At 39.5% G+C, this 15,013-nt stretch carries 16 protein-coding genes; 1 reads left to right on the top strand and 15 read right to left on the bottom strand.

The window, feature by feature from the left end:
* Positions 1-7: 7 nt before the first annotated feature.
* The 8 genes from ACOOWA_RS13075 to ACOOWA_RS13110 all read right to left on the bottom strand — a co-directional run bounded on the left by ACOOWA_RS13075 (position 8) and on the right by ACOOWA_RS13110 (position 8,258).
* Positions 8-880, bottom strand: coding sequence for an AraC family transcriptional regulator (locus tag ACOOWA_RS13075; protein WP_421375807.1), 873 nt, complete (start codon positions 878-880; stop codon positions 8-10).
* A 33-nt stretch (positions 881-913) separates the two neighbouring features.
* Positions 914-1,522, bottom strand: coding sequence for a Crp/Fnr family transcriptional regulator (locus ACOOWA_RS13080; protein WP_421375809.1), 609 nt, complete (start codon positions 1,520-1,522; stop codon positions 914-916).
* Between the two features lie 120 nt (positions 1,523-1,642).
* Positions 1,643-2,437 carry an SDR family NAD(P)-dependent oxidoreductase gene (locus tag ACOOWA_RS13085; protein ID WP_421375811.1) on the bottom strand — a complete coding sequence of 265 codons (795 nt, stop codon included), beginning with the start codon at positions 2,435-2,437 and terminating at the stop codon, positions 1,643-1,645.
* 129 nt (positions 2,438-2,566) lie between these two features.
* The gene (locus tag ACOOWA_RS13090; RefSeq protein ID WP_421375813.1) at positions 2,567-3,235 is read right to left on the bottom strand and encodes a YceI family protein; all 669 of its coding nucleotides are present in this window, start codon (positions 3,233-3,235) and stop codon (positions 2,567-2,569) included.
* A 109-nt stretch (positions 3,236-3,344) separates the two neighbouring features.
* Complete coding sequence (gene panB / locus ACOOWA_RS13095) at positions 3,345-4,190, bottom strand: 3-methyl-2-oxobutanoate hydroxymethyltransferase (RefSeq protein ID WP_421375815.1); 846 nt, start codon at positions 4,188-4,190, stop codon at positions 3,345-3,347.
* An 8-nt stretch (positions 4,191-4,198) separates the two neighbouring features.
* Positions 4,199-5,494: a hypothetical protein gene (locus tag ACOOWA_RS13100; protein ID WP_421375817.1), complete on the bottom strand. Its 1,296-nt coding sequence runs from the start codon at positions 5,492-5,494 to the stop codon at positions 4,199-4,201.
* A 365-nt stretch (positions 5,495-5,859) separates the two neighbouring features.
* Complete coding sequence (locus tag ACOOWA_RS13105; RefSeq protein ID WP_421375819.1) at positions 5,860-6,933, bottom strand: HlyD family secretion protein; 1,074 nt, start codon at positions 6,931-6,933, stop codon at positions 5,860-5,862.
* A gap of 2 nt (positions 6,934-6,935) precedes the next feature.
* A complete protein-coding gene (locus ACOOWA_RS13110) occupies positions 6,936-8,258 on the bottom strand; it encodes a TolC family protein (RefSeq protein ID WP_421375821.1) in 1,323 nt (440 codons plus the stop codon).
* 138 nt (positions 8,259-8,396) lie between these two features.
* On the opposite strand from ACOOWA_RS13110, the gene ACOOWA_RS13115 reads away from it, so the two are divergent.
* Positions 8,397-9,311: a helix-turn-helix domain-containing protein gene (locus ACOOWA_RS13115; protein ID WP_421375822.1), complete on the top strand. Its 915-nt coding sequence runs from the start codon at positions 8,397-8,399 to the stop codon at positions 9,309-9,311.
* A gap of 161 nt (positions 9,312-9,472) precedes the next feature.
* On the opposite strand, the gene ACOOWA_RS13120 is transcribed toward ACOOWA_RS13115, so the two are convergent.
* From ACOOWA_RS13120 to ACOOWA_RS13150, 7 genes are all read right to left on the bottom strand, one after another.
* Positions 9,473-10,513, bottom strand: coding sequence for an aldo/keto reductase (locus ACOOWA_RS13120; RefSeq protein ID WP_421375824.1), 1,041 nt, complete (start codon positions 10,511-10,513; stop codon positions 9,473-9,475).
* A gap of 25 nt (positions 10,514-10,538) precedes the next feature.
* Positions 10,539-11,405 carry an alpha/beta hydrolase gene (locus ACOOWA_RS13125; RefSeq protein WP_421375826.1) on the bottom strand — a complete coding sequence of 289 codons (867 nt, stop codon included), beginning with the start codon at positions 11,403-11,405 and terminating at the stop codon, positions 10,539-10,541.
* A gap of 79 nt (positions 11,406-11,484) precedes the next feature.
* A complete protein-coding gene (locus ACOOWA_RS13130) occupies positions 11,485-12,597 on the bottom strand; it encodes an NAD(P)-dependent alcohol dehydrogenase (RefSeq protein ID WP_421375828.1) in 1,113 nt (370 codons plus the stop codon).
* Between the two features lie 28 nt (positions 12,598-12,625).
* Entirely contained in the window at positions 12,626-13,120 is a 495-nt protein-coding gene (locus tag ACOOWA_RS13135; protein ID WP_421375830.1) for a PPC domain-containing DNA-binding protein, read from the bottom strand.
* 5 nt (positions 13,121-13,125) lie between these two features.
* The gene (locus ACOOWA_RS13140) at positions 13,126-13,725 is read right to left on the bottom strand and encodes a PPC domain-containing DNA-binding protein (protein ID WP_421375832.1); all 600 of its coding nucleotides are present in this window, start codon (positions 13,723-13,725) and stop codon (positions 13,126-13,128) included.
* Positions 13,726-13,739: 14 nt separating this feature from the next.
* Positions 13,740-14,087, bottom strand: a complete 348-nt coding sequence (locus tag ACOOWA_RS13145) for a YybH family protein (RefSeq protein ID WP_421375834.1) — start codon at positions 14,085-14,087, stop codon at positions 13,740-13,742.
* A gap of 20 nt (positions 14,088-14,107) precedes the next feature.
* Positions 14,108-14,995: an alpha/beta fold hydrolase gene (locus ACOOWA_RS13150; protein ID WP_421375835.1), complete on the bottom strand. Its 888-nt coding sequence runs from the start codon at positions 14,993-14,995 to the stop codon at positions 14,108-14,110.
* Between the last annotated feature and the right edge of the window lie 18 nt (positions 14,996-15,013).

Below are 15,013 nucleotides of genomic sequence, written 5' to 3' on the forward strand. Positions count from 1 at the left end.
ATTGGGTCTATCTGTTATAAATTTGAGCCAGTTCTTCCTGAAGTTCGGTCGGTGTTTCTTTTAACTTGGTCTTTACAAATTTATTCAGTGCCGAAGGTGAACTGAAGCCTAGTTCTAATGAGATTTGCTTATGGGAAAGGTCAGAAAACAATAATAGTCTTTTGATTTCCTGCAGAATACGGTTGTGAATAGCATTAATAGTTGTTTCATCGCAGTGCTTCTTGGTAATATTGTTTAGCTTTTTTGTCGTGATGGCTAATTTTGATGCGTAGTACTGTACATTACGCTGATTTTTATAGTTCTCATTCAGCATTTTTTTGAAACGAATATATAAAGTTTTATCACTTTCGTGCTGTAGAACAGGATGCTGACCGTGAACCAACTCGATCAATCCGAGAAGGAAGATTTTGATATAAAAACGCGCCTGTTCTTTTCTTACCAAGCTTGGATTAAGGTATACATTTTCAATATCTATGACCAGTTTCTTTGACTGTTCAAATTCTGACGGTGATAAGAAGACACAATTGAGGTGAGTCGCCAAATCAACATTATAGGAAAGCAATTCATTTTTAAGAATATCAGAACAAAAAAGAATTTCCTCAAATAAAATAATTCTACCAGAAATATCTGAAGAAATTTGATGAATGAATGAAATCTGTTCAGGAAAAATAATTGAGATTTTACCCGAATTAAGCTTAAAATTCTGGTCTTCGATCTGTAATCCTATCTCACCAGACTCTACCAAGAAAATACAAAAATGATCTTTCTTGTGAGGTTCAAAATAATTTTCAAGATTTGATTGTGTAAGATCAAATGTTCTGAAAGACAGATTCTGATCTTCCGGTTTTTGTATATTTTTTTTTATTTCTAAACGTTCCAAATTCTAAATTTTAAGTATAAATCGGTATCAAGATTACTTTTTCTTAACAATATTTTTTCTCACTTTACTTAGAAATTCAGATGTGATCCCTAAATACGAAGCGATCTGCGTGTTGGGCAATCTTTTGATCAATTCAGGGAAATCCCGTTGAAAATTGAGATACCTTTCCTCCGCAGTATAACTGATACTCTGTAATATCCTGTCCTGAAAATTGATAAATTTCCTTTCATTGATGATCCTGAAGTTCCGGTCGAACTTATGATAATTGATATATAAATAAAGTAGGTCTTCGTGAGTAATCTGGAGAACCACTGACGGTTCTAAGGCCTCAATGTTCAGTCTGCTGGGTTTTTCATCATAAAAACTTTGAATATCTGCAATCCATTCTTTTTCAATCGCAAATTGTAAGTTGTGTTCTTTGAAGTTGGTATCAACCGCATACATTTTAAAACAACCGGTCACTACGAAAGTTATATGTTTACAAACCTCATCTTGCTGAAGCAGAAAACCTCTTTTTTTGATCGCTCTTTTCTTGAAAAGCTGTCTAACTTCTTCCTCTTCTTTCTTACTTAAAGGAAAAGAATTATTGAAACTCGCTACCAATATATCTAAAGGATCTGCTGTGTTTTGATCTTTATCCAAGGTATTATTTTTTATGATAAATATAAAAATATTATTTCAGGATGGAATGATAAAATGAAAGACATCTGATATCAGATGCCTTTCAAAGGTGTAAATATTAATCACTAAAATGATCCAATGTTAAAACGCACTGTCTACAACGCCACCATCCACGCGCAAAGCAGCACCAGAAGTGGCAGAAGATAGTGGACTTGCCACATAGACGACAAGGTTCGCAACTTCTTCAGTTGTTGCCCAACGCTTTATAATTGACGAAGGTCTTTTTTCCTTGATGAATTCTATTTGAGCCTCTTCAGCAGAAATTTCTTTTTCCTTCGCAATCTTATCAAACATTTTTTCTGTTCCTTCGGCTAATGTAGGACCAGGAAGTACAGCATTCACTGTGACGTTGGTACCCTTCATATGTTTTGCCAATCCTCTGCTCAGAGCCAGATATGCTGTCTTTGTCACGCCGTAAAGAATCATATCCTCCGGAATATTAATGGCTGACTCACTAGAAATAAAAATGATTCTTCCCCAGTTTTTGCTTTTCATTACAGGAGCGTAATGACGTGACAATCGTACGCCGCTTAGCACGTTAACCTCAAAATCATTAAACCATTCTGCATCATCTGTTGTTTCAAAAGGCTGATCACCATACACGCCTACATTGTTGACCAATATATCAATATCAGGCAGCGCACTGATCAGATCGTTAACTTCGGAAACTTTTGAAAAATCTGCCGCAATTCCTTCCACAACGCCATCTGGAATTTCAATCTTCAGTTTTTTTATGGCTTCATTGATCTTATCGTCTGTTCTTCCATTAATGTAAACGACTGCGCCTTCACGAAGCAGACCTAGTGCTATTGCGAAACCTATGCCACCGGTAGAACCCGTAACTAAAGCTTTCTTTCCTTTTAACTGTAAATCCATTTTTATTTTTAAAAATTAATGAGTATATCTTCCGCTTGAATTACGATTTGCAAAGTTCCGCTAAAAACGGAAGATATCCCTATAATATAGTTTAAGAAAAATTCTTCAACTAGTGTAAGATTAGAATCCTTATGGTTTTGTTGCCTTTACATCCACAACGATCTCAATATCTTTACTGATCATCCATTCTGCAGGATCTGCTTCAGTTGTTCCGAATTTGATTCCCCAATCTGTACGGTTCACTGTGAAGTTGGCTTTAACGGAAACAGACTTGTCTACGACCTGAACATTCGCAGGAAACGTAACGTTTAATGTTTTTCCCTGTAGAGTCAGATTTCCACTGATGGTTTTGTTGGCACCCTGTACAGCATCGGTAGCAGCAGCAAGATCAGCAACTTTTGTTATTTTAAAATCTGCTGTCGGATTTTTTTCTACATCAAAGAAGTCTGCACTCTTCAAGTGACCTTCCAATTCAGCGTAGTTTTTATCCTTTTCCGTTACAGATGCGGGGTCAACCTTCAGAGATTTCATATCGATCACAAATTCTCCGGCATTAAGTTGCCCTTCAGCCAAAGATAATTCACCTGAGGATACGGAAAGAGTTCCCCATCTCGGAGCGAAACCACCTTTGTGAAATGCTTTCCAGTTTACAACTGATGCGGTAGTATCTACAGCAAAAACTTCCCCCTGCTTTTCTGCAACCTCTTGTTCCTGAGCGGGTGACTGAGTCGAATTTTTGTTACAAGAAGCAAGAAGCAATCCTATTCCTGCCAAAGCGATGATGCTTAATTTTTTCATTTTGAAATTATTTAAATTAATTATGATGCAAATTTCCTAAAAAAGTACAGCTGAAAAATTACACTTATCGGAAGAATCGTTGTGATATTGGGAAACTATTCTTGTATAACTATATAATTTCTTTGATTTGATTTTCATAGGATTCACCTGCAGAAGGAAAGTCGCTGTTTTTAACATCAAGGATATATTCTGAAACGGCATCGGTAACGGCTGTTCCAAGATCTGCATATTTACGGACAAATTTGGGCAAGAATTCCTGATTCAACCCCAACATATCGTGCACTACCAAAACCTGACCATCCACATTGGCACCAGCACCAATACCAATCACAGGAATTTTCAAAGACAATGCGATTTCTTCTGCGAGCGATGCAGGAACTTTTTCCAATGTGATGGCAAAGCAACCAGCCTCTTCCAGCAATGCTGCATCACGGATAAGCTTCTGGGCTTCAGCTTCAGATTTCGCACGCAAACCAAATCCTCCGTATTGATGTACGGACTGTGGCATAAGACCCAGATGTCCCATTACAGGAATTCCGGCTGCTATGATCTTCCTGATGTCAGGTAGTAATTCTTCCCCGCCTTCTATTTTGAGTGCTTCGGCACCGGTCTCCCTCATAATTCTAATGGCATTATGAAGAGAGCTGATGGAATCGCCTGAACAGGTCCCAAAAGGCATATCTACAACAAGAAGGGCATTTTGAATGGCTCTTTTAACACATTTTGCGTGATAAATAATTTCGTTTATAGTAACGCTCAAGGTAGTTTCGTATCCTGCCATCACATTACCTGCAGAATCACCGACCAAAATGGCATCAATTCCTGCTTGATCTACCAGCTTTGCCATTGTATAATCATACGCCGTCAACATACTAATCTTCTGCCCTTTTTCCTTCATTTTTCTAAAGATCTCCACCGTGATCTTAGTATTTGATTTCTTTTTGTTTACTGACATTATTATATTTATTTTTCTATATCATTGAATGATCTCTGTTTAATATTATTCAGAGATAATACCGAGCGTAATTTGTACCATGATGGTATTTTACTGATAAATGGTCTTCCAAAGTGGACCGTCAGTAAAATGGCGATGACAAAAATGCCCAATATCGTCATTAGCCCGAAAATTTCTCTTCCGGCAAGTAAGACCGATTGCTGATTGACTTTTAAGAATATCTGTTTTCCGGCCTGAATGGCTGCATCGTTTGTATCGTTTCCGGTTGTTATCGCTTGTTTATAGGCAGATTGATAAAACATCGATGCAGAAACATTAAGAGTATCTATTTTCGAACTTAATTTGTTATTGAAATCCGATGTTCGCCAATATTCTGCATAGCCAATGAGTGAAGTCGGAATAAGACTTCCCAAAGAGTTTCTCGCCATCGCCAAATAACAAAGCACCTGTGTGAAGATGTCAAGGCCTACATTTCTCGTAATATACTTACCTACACCAACAAAGAGCAAGATATTGGCAAAACCGCGAAGAAAATAAGGAAAATTGATCACATCTGAATCCGCATATGTACTCAGATCAAAATATAGAAGACCATAGTACAAGGTAATTGAAGCAAAGGAGATGACAAAGAACAATTTAAACGAACCCTCTATCTTTAAAAACCAATAATAGCAAAATAGCGACCCTGTAGCAATTCCTAACGCAATCCACCAGTTCAGAGTACTATTATGCAGATCGTCGAGACGCAGAACACCTGCTGTAAAGGGTCCCATAACACTTCCGCTTGCGCTGAGGAATGGCTGCATCAAAAGCATTATCACAATAGAGATATTGACGGTATCTATGGTAAATATCCGTGGCTTAAGATAGGGTCTTTTAACACTGAACATTCTCCAAAACGTAAGGATTCCAAAAAATACAGAAAGTACGACTGACAGTTGTATCATCTCTGAGTGAAACCAGTCCAATACCTGTCCGTAACAGAAAAAATAAGTTAAGGAGGTGAAGAAACAACTCCATAAGATGTAGCCCATCCAGTCGATGCCATAAAAAGGCAGTTTTTTTGCGACCCTGATAGGCTGTAAGAGAAGCTGGGCGAGCAAGATCATCAATGCATTTGCAGCAAGCATTATCTTATAAATGACCCTCCAATCGAAATCGTAATTGAGAAAAGTGGCCCAGATTCCAGAAACCTGTCCGCTTAGCAGCACAATGCCCAATGCAACGCTGAAGAAGACCCCATAATCTTTATTGGGAGTGATGATCAACTGTATTGAAACCAAGGCCTCAAAAGTACCCAACATTTTGGCACTACCCAATAAAAAGGAGGCCACCGCCAACAGAGGGATCCAGTCTGTCAGTAAGGTAAGTCCCATCATTGCTATAATTGTCAGGGAACTTCCTATGATTATCTGTCGGGAGGTAAATCTCAGTTTGAATCGAAATAGTAAAGGATAAATGAAGCAGATCCCTACCGCCGTCATTTGAAATAAAAAGTTAAGGTCTTCTTTCAGTATCTGATCTGCACCGGTGATCGTACCGGTCAAAGAAAGATATGCTGTATTTGAAAATTGAAATATAAAGGCGAAAGTGGTAAATATTGTGATCCTAAGCCATCTCGGAATAAAATCCTTGAAAGCCGCTATCGTGTGTTTATGTGCCGTTTTGCTCATCTGCTTTCAGGCTTTTTTATATTGACAACGACATTCATCCCTGCTTTTAATTTTGAACGCAAGGAAGCTTCTATATTTTTGTCAAATTCTATCCTTACAGGAATTCGCTGTTGGATCTTGACGAAGTTACCTGTCGCATTATCAACGGGAACCATCGAATATACCGAGCCGGTGGCAGATGCAAAGGCCTGCACCGTACCACCGAATATCTTATTGGGAATTCCGTCCACCTGGATATCGACCTTATCACCCACTTTAACGTAAGCGATCTGTTTTTCCTTAAAATTGGCAGTGATCCACTTGTTATCATTGTCTATTATATTGACAACCTGCTGTCCGGTCTGAACCAGCTGACCTGCCGTGATCGTCTTGCGTCCTACATATCCGTTTGTAGGAGCAGTAATGACAGTATATTTCAAATTCAATTCCGCTTGTTTTAATTGTGCTTCGGCTCTTTTGATGGCTGCCATATTCACTTCTATCTTACTGCTTGCTTCCTGTACGACCAAATTGCTTCCCGTTCTGCTTCTTTCTAAAGTTTCAACTTGTGCCTTTAAAGCGTCATAATCACTTTTTACCTGATCGAACTGCTGTTGCGTTACCGATTCTTTCTGTAGTAAGGTCACATATCTGTTGTAGTTTTTCTCAGCATTCCAAAGTCTGGTCTTCACTTCTGCGATTCGGGCGTCGGAAACTGTGACATTGTTCTCCACACTGTTTATATTGGAACTGGTGACCTTCTTTCCGGCTTTAGCATCCAAAACTGCTGCTTCTGCGAGATCTTTCTGTATCAAATAATCACTGTTGTCTATGATCATCAATGTATCTCCTTTCTTTACCCATTGGAAATCCTTAAACCTGACCTCATCAATATATCCACTTACCCTCGCATTGACAGGAGTAAGGAGTTGCTGTACCTGAGCATCATCCGTATACAGATTTTTATTAAAATTGAAAAAATAGTTTGCCACATAGCCAAGAATCGATATTGCAACCACTGTAATGAGCAAATTGATGAAAATCTTAGACTTATTTTTTTTATGCTGGTTTGTTTGATGTGTGTGGTTCATAATTATAGTTCACCTAAGGTTTTTAAGAGTTGATAATACGAGTACAGGATCTGTACTTTGGCCTGAGACATTCTCAGATCAGCTTCAAGTTTCTGGTTTGTGGCATCCATTACCTCGGTATTGAGCGCAAGTTGCTCCACATAATTATCGGAGATCCTTCTGTAATTTTCATCCGCCAGTTCCTGTTGTTTATATAATGTCTGCATCTGGTCAAAGGCCTGCCTGCATCTTATGAAATTATTTTTGACGTCCCGGGAAAGATTCCGTTCAACGATCTCCTGCGACTGCTTTGCTATATCAATATCTTTTGCCGCCATCTCTATTTTCTTCTTTGTCAGATAGAAGTTGCCAATGGGAATATTTACCCTTACCCCCAATGTATTGTTATTGGCATAGATATCCTTGGCAGGAATATCAAACGTGTAAGGGCGATTCATCGTTCCGGAAAAAAACACGGAGAGTTCCGGGTAATTCAGTGAGCGTACCATTTTCAATTTTTTAGCCGCTATGTCAACTTTTGTTTCGGACTCTCTGCTGTCCGGATTTGCTTTTAAAGCTTCTGCTTTCAGCTCTTCTATCTTCTGATCCATCAGAAGATCCTGCAGTTCCAATGGAATCTCAACCACTCGATCCGGAACGATGATGGTATTTTCCGTCAGGTCCAGAGTTGTTATAAGATTGTTATTCGTGATACGGATCTGATCCAGCAGCTTGGTAAGTGACAATTCAAATGTAGAAAGCAAAAGTTCGTTTCTGATCTTATCACTTTTCAGTGCAATGCCTTCTGTATATCTGTCATTGATCTTTTTCAGAAGTTCCTTGCTCAGGACAATATTCTTTTCGAAAACTGTCTTCTGCTGATAGAGCTGGTAAAGGTCAAGGTAATAGCCTGCCAGTATAAGTTTTATGTTTTGTTCGTTTCTCTGTACACTCAGCGCAGCAAGGTCACGTTCCAATTTTGAGAGGTTGATATCTGTGTTGATACGGTCTCCTGCATATATCAAAAGGCTGGCCTGCAATGCATAGGAATTGGCAAAGTGCGGCATATCATAAAAATCATCCGCCATATTTCCCAGACCCAATACACCTACGTTGGTAAGGTAGCCCGCTGATGCAGAAAAACCTACATTTGGCAGTTTGCTGTTCGTTTTATCCGAAACATTCAGATCAGCTTTTAAAAGTTGTTCTGTACTCAATTTGATATCACGGTTCTTTTCTAATGCAATATCAAACACCTTTTTTAATGATAACTGTAAAGAATCTGATTGTGCGTGAGCTGGTAATATCACGCATATCAATATGATTACAAAAAGTATCTTTTTCACTATGGAATTTTTAAACATTGTTGTTTTATGATCAATAAGCAAAGGTCGCCTTCACAATCAATTAAATCCATAGACGAAAGAGTACAAGATATGTCTAAAAGTAAGATAAAGATTTTTATATTTGTTAAAAACTAAGTATTGACATCCAACCAATCAAAACAGGATCCGGAAATTCAAGATCTTGAAATTTCAGAGATAAGCAGGAATATTGGAGCACAAGCAACGTCCTCCGACCTAATTATTTATGAATCCTGCAAGTACGATTCCGAAGCGTTTAGGGACAAACCTTTCCGTTCCGAACATTTCTCGATGATTTTTGTTTTGAAAGGCGAGTTGCATCTGAAGGTCAATCTTCTAGGGTTCGATTTAAAAAAAAATGGTATCATCATCGTACCTCCGTCGGCCATCCGTCAATTCAGCTGGGAAAACGAGACCACCCAATTTGTATCCCTGCTTTTCACCTCACAGTTTTTGAAAGCCTCCGGAATACTGGGCAAATATTTCAATGTTGCCAATTTCCTGAGGGAAGGTCTGGCATCTTATCGCAATATGGAAGAGAATGACCAGTCCCTTGTCATCAAGATGATCCAGCTCATCTCCGAGCTGCACCATCGCAAAGACGATCCCGAAACTCATTCTGAAATGATCAAAAATATTTTCAAATCGATTTTGTTGATGGTAAAACCTTATTATGAGGAAATGAAGACCGACCAGGAATACTCAAACACCATCATTTACCGATTTATCAATTTGCTGTCTGAATTCTACCGCACAAACCGCGAAGTTACATTCTATTCAGAAAAGCTTGCCATCAATGAAAAATATCTTTCACAGCTTCTGAAAAGGAAGACAGGTAAAACGGCACGCCAGTTTATCACAGAAATGGTAGTTTTGGAAGCCAAGGTCCTTTTAGATAACAAAGCCTTGCCTGTAAAACAAATATCTGTCCATCTCAATTTTGAAAATCAATTTCACTTTAGCAGATTCTTCAAACAGTATTCCGGTATTTCTCCAAACAATTATCGCAAGCAATTGTTTGAAAAGATGCCGTAAAATACCTATTAAGTCGATGTGAAGGCATTCTCTGATTTTCCGAAAATTTAAAATCTTTTTTTATCGGATATTGTTGAATAAAAAAATCAATTGCCTATTCAGCATCAAAAGGCTGAATAGGCAATTGATTTTGAAGCCTATTAATTATTTGTTGTTTGAGACTAATAAAACTTCGGTGTCGGATTCAATCCTTTGTCTTGCCACTGATGCCAGTACGGATAGGTAGGAGCAGCATTACTTGCATCATCCAGCTTTTTGATTTGTTCTACTGTCAGATTCCAACCGACTGCACCAAGGTTCTGCTTTAGCTGATCTTCGTTTCTCGCTCCGATAATAATGCTGGACACTGTTGGTCTTTGAAGCAGCCAATTCAGGGCAACCTGAGCTACAGATTTTCCGGTTTCCTCTGCGATCTCGTCCAACGCATCGATGATGTTATACAAACGTTCCTCGTTCACCGCCATATCGGGTACAGGGCTACCGCCTTGGGCGACACGGCTGTCCTGAGGAATCGGCTTGTTTCTACCGTATTTTCCTCCCAATCTTCCTGCTGCCAATGGAGACCAGATGATAGCACCGACCTTCTGATCGAGTGCCAAAGGCATCAGTTCCCACTCATACTCCCTATTGTTGAGCGAGTAATAAACCTGATGACCGACATATTTGTTCCATCCGTATTTTTCTGAAACAGCCAAAGATTTCATAAGATGCCACCCAGAAAAATTGGATGCAGCAATATATCTTATCTTACCACTCTGAACAAGGTCATCCAAAGTACGCAATGTCTCTTCTACAGGAGTATTTCCGTCGAAACCGTGCATATGGAAAATATCAATGTAATCTGTGCCCAATCTTTTAAGGCTGCCCTCTACCTGCTTCAAAAGATGACCTCTGGACGAACCTTGGTTGTTAGGACCCTCACCAAAAGTAAACGTGGCCTTCGTTGAGAGGATCAGCCCATCTCTTGATTTTCCTGCAATGGCTTTTCCCAAGACTTCTTCTGCAACACCATCAGAATAAACATCTGCTGTATCAAACATATTGACTCCCGCATCCAGACAGATGTCTATCAGTCTTTTTGCTTCATCGACCTGAGTGTTTCCCCAGGCTTTAAAAAAATCGTTTTTACCGCCAAACGTCGCCGTTCCGAAACTAAGCACAGGAACTTTAATTCCTGATGCTCCTAAAAATCTATACTCCATAATTTCATTTATTATGCTTACAATACTATTTTATATTTTGCGATGATAGCCATTCCATCAATCGCTCTTCCCAATGGTCTACAGGAAGTCCTTGTGTTTTGCTGGCGAAACCGTGTCGCCCTTTGGTGTAGATGTGTAGTTCTGCAAGGCCGTTTCCAGCTTTCCAGTTCTGATAAAATTTAGCAGAATTGACATCAAAACCGAAATCATCATCTTCCGCAACCGCTGTAAAAACAGGCGGCGGGTCGGATGGAACAGGCGTTTTCATCACCGGTCCCAAATAAGGATAGATCGGCGCACTGAACAATGGGCGGACCTCTTTATCCAAAGCGATTGCAGCAGCAATCGTCCCACCTGCGGAAAAACCGATCACTCCTATTTTTTCTTTGTCAAAGCCTAAGGTTGCGGCATTCTTTTTCAGATATTTCATCGCCTCTTTACCGTCTGCAATTGCCAATGGAACAACAGGAGCCATTATGGATTCCAGAACATCAAAGTTCTTAGCATTCTGCATCAATTTTCCGAAAGGGTCTTTGTTATCTAGCTTCACCAGCCTATATTTCAAAACGGCTGCCGTATAACCTTTTGCAGTGAGCGACCTTGCAATTTTAACACCTTCATCGTCATAAGCCAGAATATGGAATGCACCGCCAGGAACTACCAAAACTGCGGTACCATTGGATGCAACACCTTCCGGTTTGTAGATCGCCAGACTTGGTACAGTAACGTTATAGACCGTACGGCTGTCGGATTTGGGATCCATCGTCAAAGTTCTCTCTTCAGTTCCGGTGTCTTTATTTACTTTTCCATTGACGGGTAAGATCACATTTTGCTGAGCCGACAGCCCGGAGTAGATCATTGCCAGCATCGCAAGATATTTTATTTTTTTCATAGTGATTTGATTTAAAACAGAAAAGCTTTACACAAGCATAAAATGATACAAGTGTAAAGCATTACTTATATTTTAAAGATTACTTGTTGTATTCTCCGATCTTCAAAACAGCTTTGATCGTTCTTCCTTTTTCAGAATCTTCCACAGCCTGGTTGATATCTTCAAAAGCATAGGTTTTGATCAATTTATCAAACGGAAACTGGCCGTGTAGGTACATTTTTATCAATTTCGGAATAAATTCTTCAGACACACTGTCTCCCTGATTAACAAATTTGATCTTGTAACCTTTCGTTAGGAAAATGTTGGTTTCCAGTTCCAATGGTTTTGTTGCTACACCGATGATCGCCATTTCTCCAACAGGAGCCAGACTGTTCAATGAATTATTAATCACCTCACTTCTTCCTGTGGTATCTACAGCGAACTGAACACCGTTTGGAAGGATCTCACGGATCTTTTCTCTCACATTTTCGTTCAGAGAGTTGATCGTGTGTGTTGCACCTAATTCTTTGGCAAAAGCTAATCTGTCGTCGTTGATATCCACTGCGATGATCACCGTTGCAGAAGATGCTTTTGCAGCCATCACTGCAGAAAGACCCACTGCACCTGTGCCAGAGATCACAATAGAACTTCCTACTTTGATCTTCAGCGTATTGATCACAGCACCAGCACCCGTTTGGATTCCACAGCCTAGTGGTCCTAACAACTCCAAAGGTGCATCTTTAGGAACAGGGATCACATTATTTTTGTGTGCGATGGAATAAGTTGCGAATGATGATTGTGAAAAGAAATTATCATTGATGTCTTTTCCTTCGTGATCGTGATGGTGGTGATGCCCTTCGATATCAGCGCCTGAGAAGTTACGGTCGAAGAACTCATAGCAGTATGCAGGATTTCCAGTTCTGCAGATCTCACATTCTCCACAGAAACCGTAGGTCAAAACCACGTGGTCACCAACTTTCAGGTGATGAACATCACTCCCCACTTTTTCAATGACACCTGCTCCTTCGTGACCTAAGATCACAGGAAAGTTAGGTGAGCCCATAATAAAGTCGCGGGCCACCATATCGGTATGACAGATTCCAGTGGCAACGATTTTTACAAGCACTTCCTCAGCACCCGGTTCGTCCAATGTTACTTTTTCTAATTCGAATTCGCTACCTTTTGATTTTACAATAGCTGCTGTAATTTCCATAATGTTATTTTTTATTGGTTATATTTTATCATAATTCCAGATCGATGGCTGCTGCATTGAATTCCGGGTTTAATTTTTTGTAAAGTGCGGTTGGCTCGGCAGTCAAAACAATTTCGATGGTCGGTCCAACAATCATCTTTAACAGATGTCCACCTTTCACACTTCCATCTTTAAGAGAAACCGTTGTATGCGTGTGCGCCACACGATTGCCCTCATACCAGGTGATATTACCGATGATCGAGGTCACTTCTGCAATATCTACAGTATTTACCAGATATTGCTGACGGTCAAAATCAAACCAACCCAATTCTGTTTCAAATGCACTTCCTATCCCTTGATAGTGGGCACTTTTAATGTCATATTCAGAAGCGAAATCAGTAAGTCCAGAAACTACTTCATCTCCTTTTGAGAAAACAAGGACATAGGTTCTAACACCACCAACTTCACTTAGAAGTTTCACTTTCAATCCGGGTGCTTTTCCGCTTTCTATTACTGTTTCTATAGATTTGTATTGCGATTCCATATTGTTTATTTTAATTCTGGATCTATAATGGCCGCATTGAACTCAGGATCCAGTTTTTTATATAGTTCAGCAGGTTCAGCCACAAGGATGATTTCCATCGTCGGACCGCAATGCAACTCCAACAGATGTCCACCCTTTACCGAACCGTCTTCTATCGCAGCACTGAAATGTGTATGAGCAATGGGTTTACCCTTGTACCAAGCAATATCACCAATAAAAGATGATACCTCCGAAACTCCAATCGGAATGACCTTGAACTTTTTCTTGTCGTAATCAAACCAACCGGCTTTGGCAGACAAGGCATCGCCTAAGCCTGTATAATGACCGCTTTTAATATTATTCTTTCTGGCAAACTCCGTTAAGCCCGCTACGATCTCATCACCTTTTGTAAAGATCAGGAGATAGGTTTTGGTTTGTCCTGCGGTGCTAAGCAATTTCACTTTCAAACCTGGAGCTTTACCATCTTCGAGTGTTTTGGTCGTATCTGCATATTCCTGACCATAAGTTTTGGTATTGAACAAAACCATTGTTGTCAAAATACACAGCGTAGTCTTTATTAAGTTTTTCATAATGTAATATTTAGAGTCAAAAAAGACCCGAATCATCAGGTCTTAAATTATTATTTTGCTATCCTGTAATCTGCTACAGTATGATATTGGATCTTGTTTCCTTCGAATACGAAAGAATCTGTTCCCACAGGAATCTGAGCAACATTGGAATCGCTATTCCAAACAATATAGGCTACATTTCCTTCGATCAGCTTTTGATCCATTCCGAAAGCAGAACCTGTTGGGATTACTGCAAAAAATTCTGCAAAGAACTGACGGATATTTTCCAAACCTTTCACGATCCCTTTGGGAGTAAAGATCACAGATGTTTCTGTATAATCTTCCAAGATCGCATCCAGATTATTATTTCCAAAAGCTGTTAAGTGATGTATCAAGATCTCTTCTACGTTGTTTTCCATTTTATTTATAAATTTAATAATTAATTGTTTTGATTTAAAAAAGGTTTGATATCAGCCCAAACCGAAGCAAAATTGACCAAGAATGCCGGATGAGGTGCGTTCGGAATAATCGCCAGCTGCGCCGTCGGAATCATCTTATACGCGGCGATAACAGTATCTAAAGGCGCATTTTGGTCTTTTTCACCAGCCATTACCAACACAGGACATTTGATCGCGCCAAGAATGCTTTGATCGATATTCAAATCATTGTAATACGCACTAAGCGTACTAAACCATTCATCGATCCTTTTCGGTTCCGGTCTTATCGCCAACTGTTGTTTCCAAAAGACTTCATCCATTGCCGAAAAACTTTTATAATTCATCTTGAATTCACGAAATCCCTTCTTCCACTCTCCTGCTCCGATTGCCACTAATCTATCGATCCTTTGCGGGTATTGTTTAGCAAAGAAATAACCCGTGTAGGCACCGTCACTAAAGCCTAAAATAACAACTTTATCTGTGGTGACCTTTGTAATCACTGCATTCACATCTTTAGCTTTTTGCTCATAAGTAGGCGTTTTTGAGCCCATCTCAGAACGGCCGTGTCCACGTGTCGAAATAGAGATGACCTGATGATCCTGTGACAGACTATCAATGATCTGTCCCATCTCCAAAGGTGACCCTACGATCCCGCCGTGCAAAACGACGATCGGGCTTCCTTTTCCATACACTTCATAATAGATCTTTGCATCGTCTGACTGAACATATTTTCCTATAGACGTATTATTACCATATGGTATAGAGCTTGCTACCGCATTACCTTGCATAAAATATCTAAGTGCCTTACCATCCTGACCAAATGCCGAAATAGAGATCAGCAAAATGAAAAGAGACAATAGCTTTTTTTGTCTTAAAAATCTAACGATCATTTTTATTAAATTTGTTAA

This window comes from Chryseobacterium sp. GP-SGM7 (assembly GCF_049166575.1).
Classification (GTDB): domain Bacteria; phylum Bacteroidota; class Bacteroidia; order Flavobacteriales; family Weeksellaceae; genus Chryseobacterium.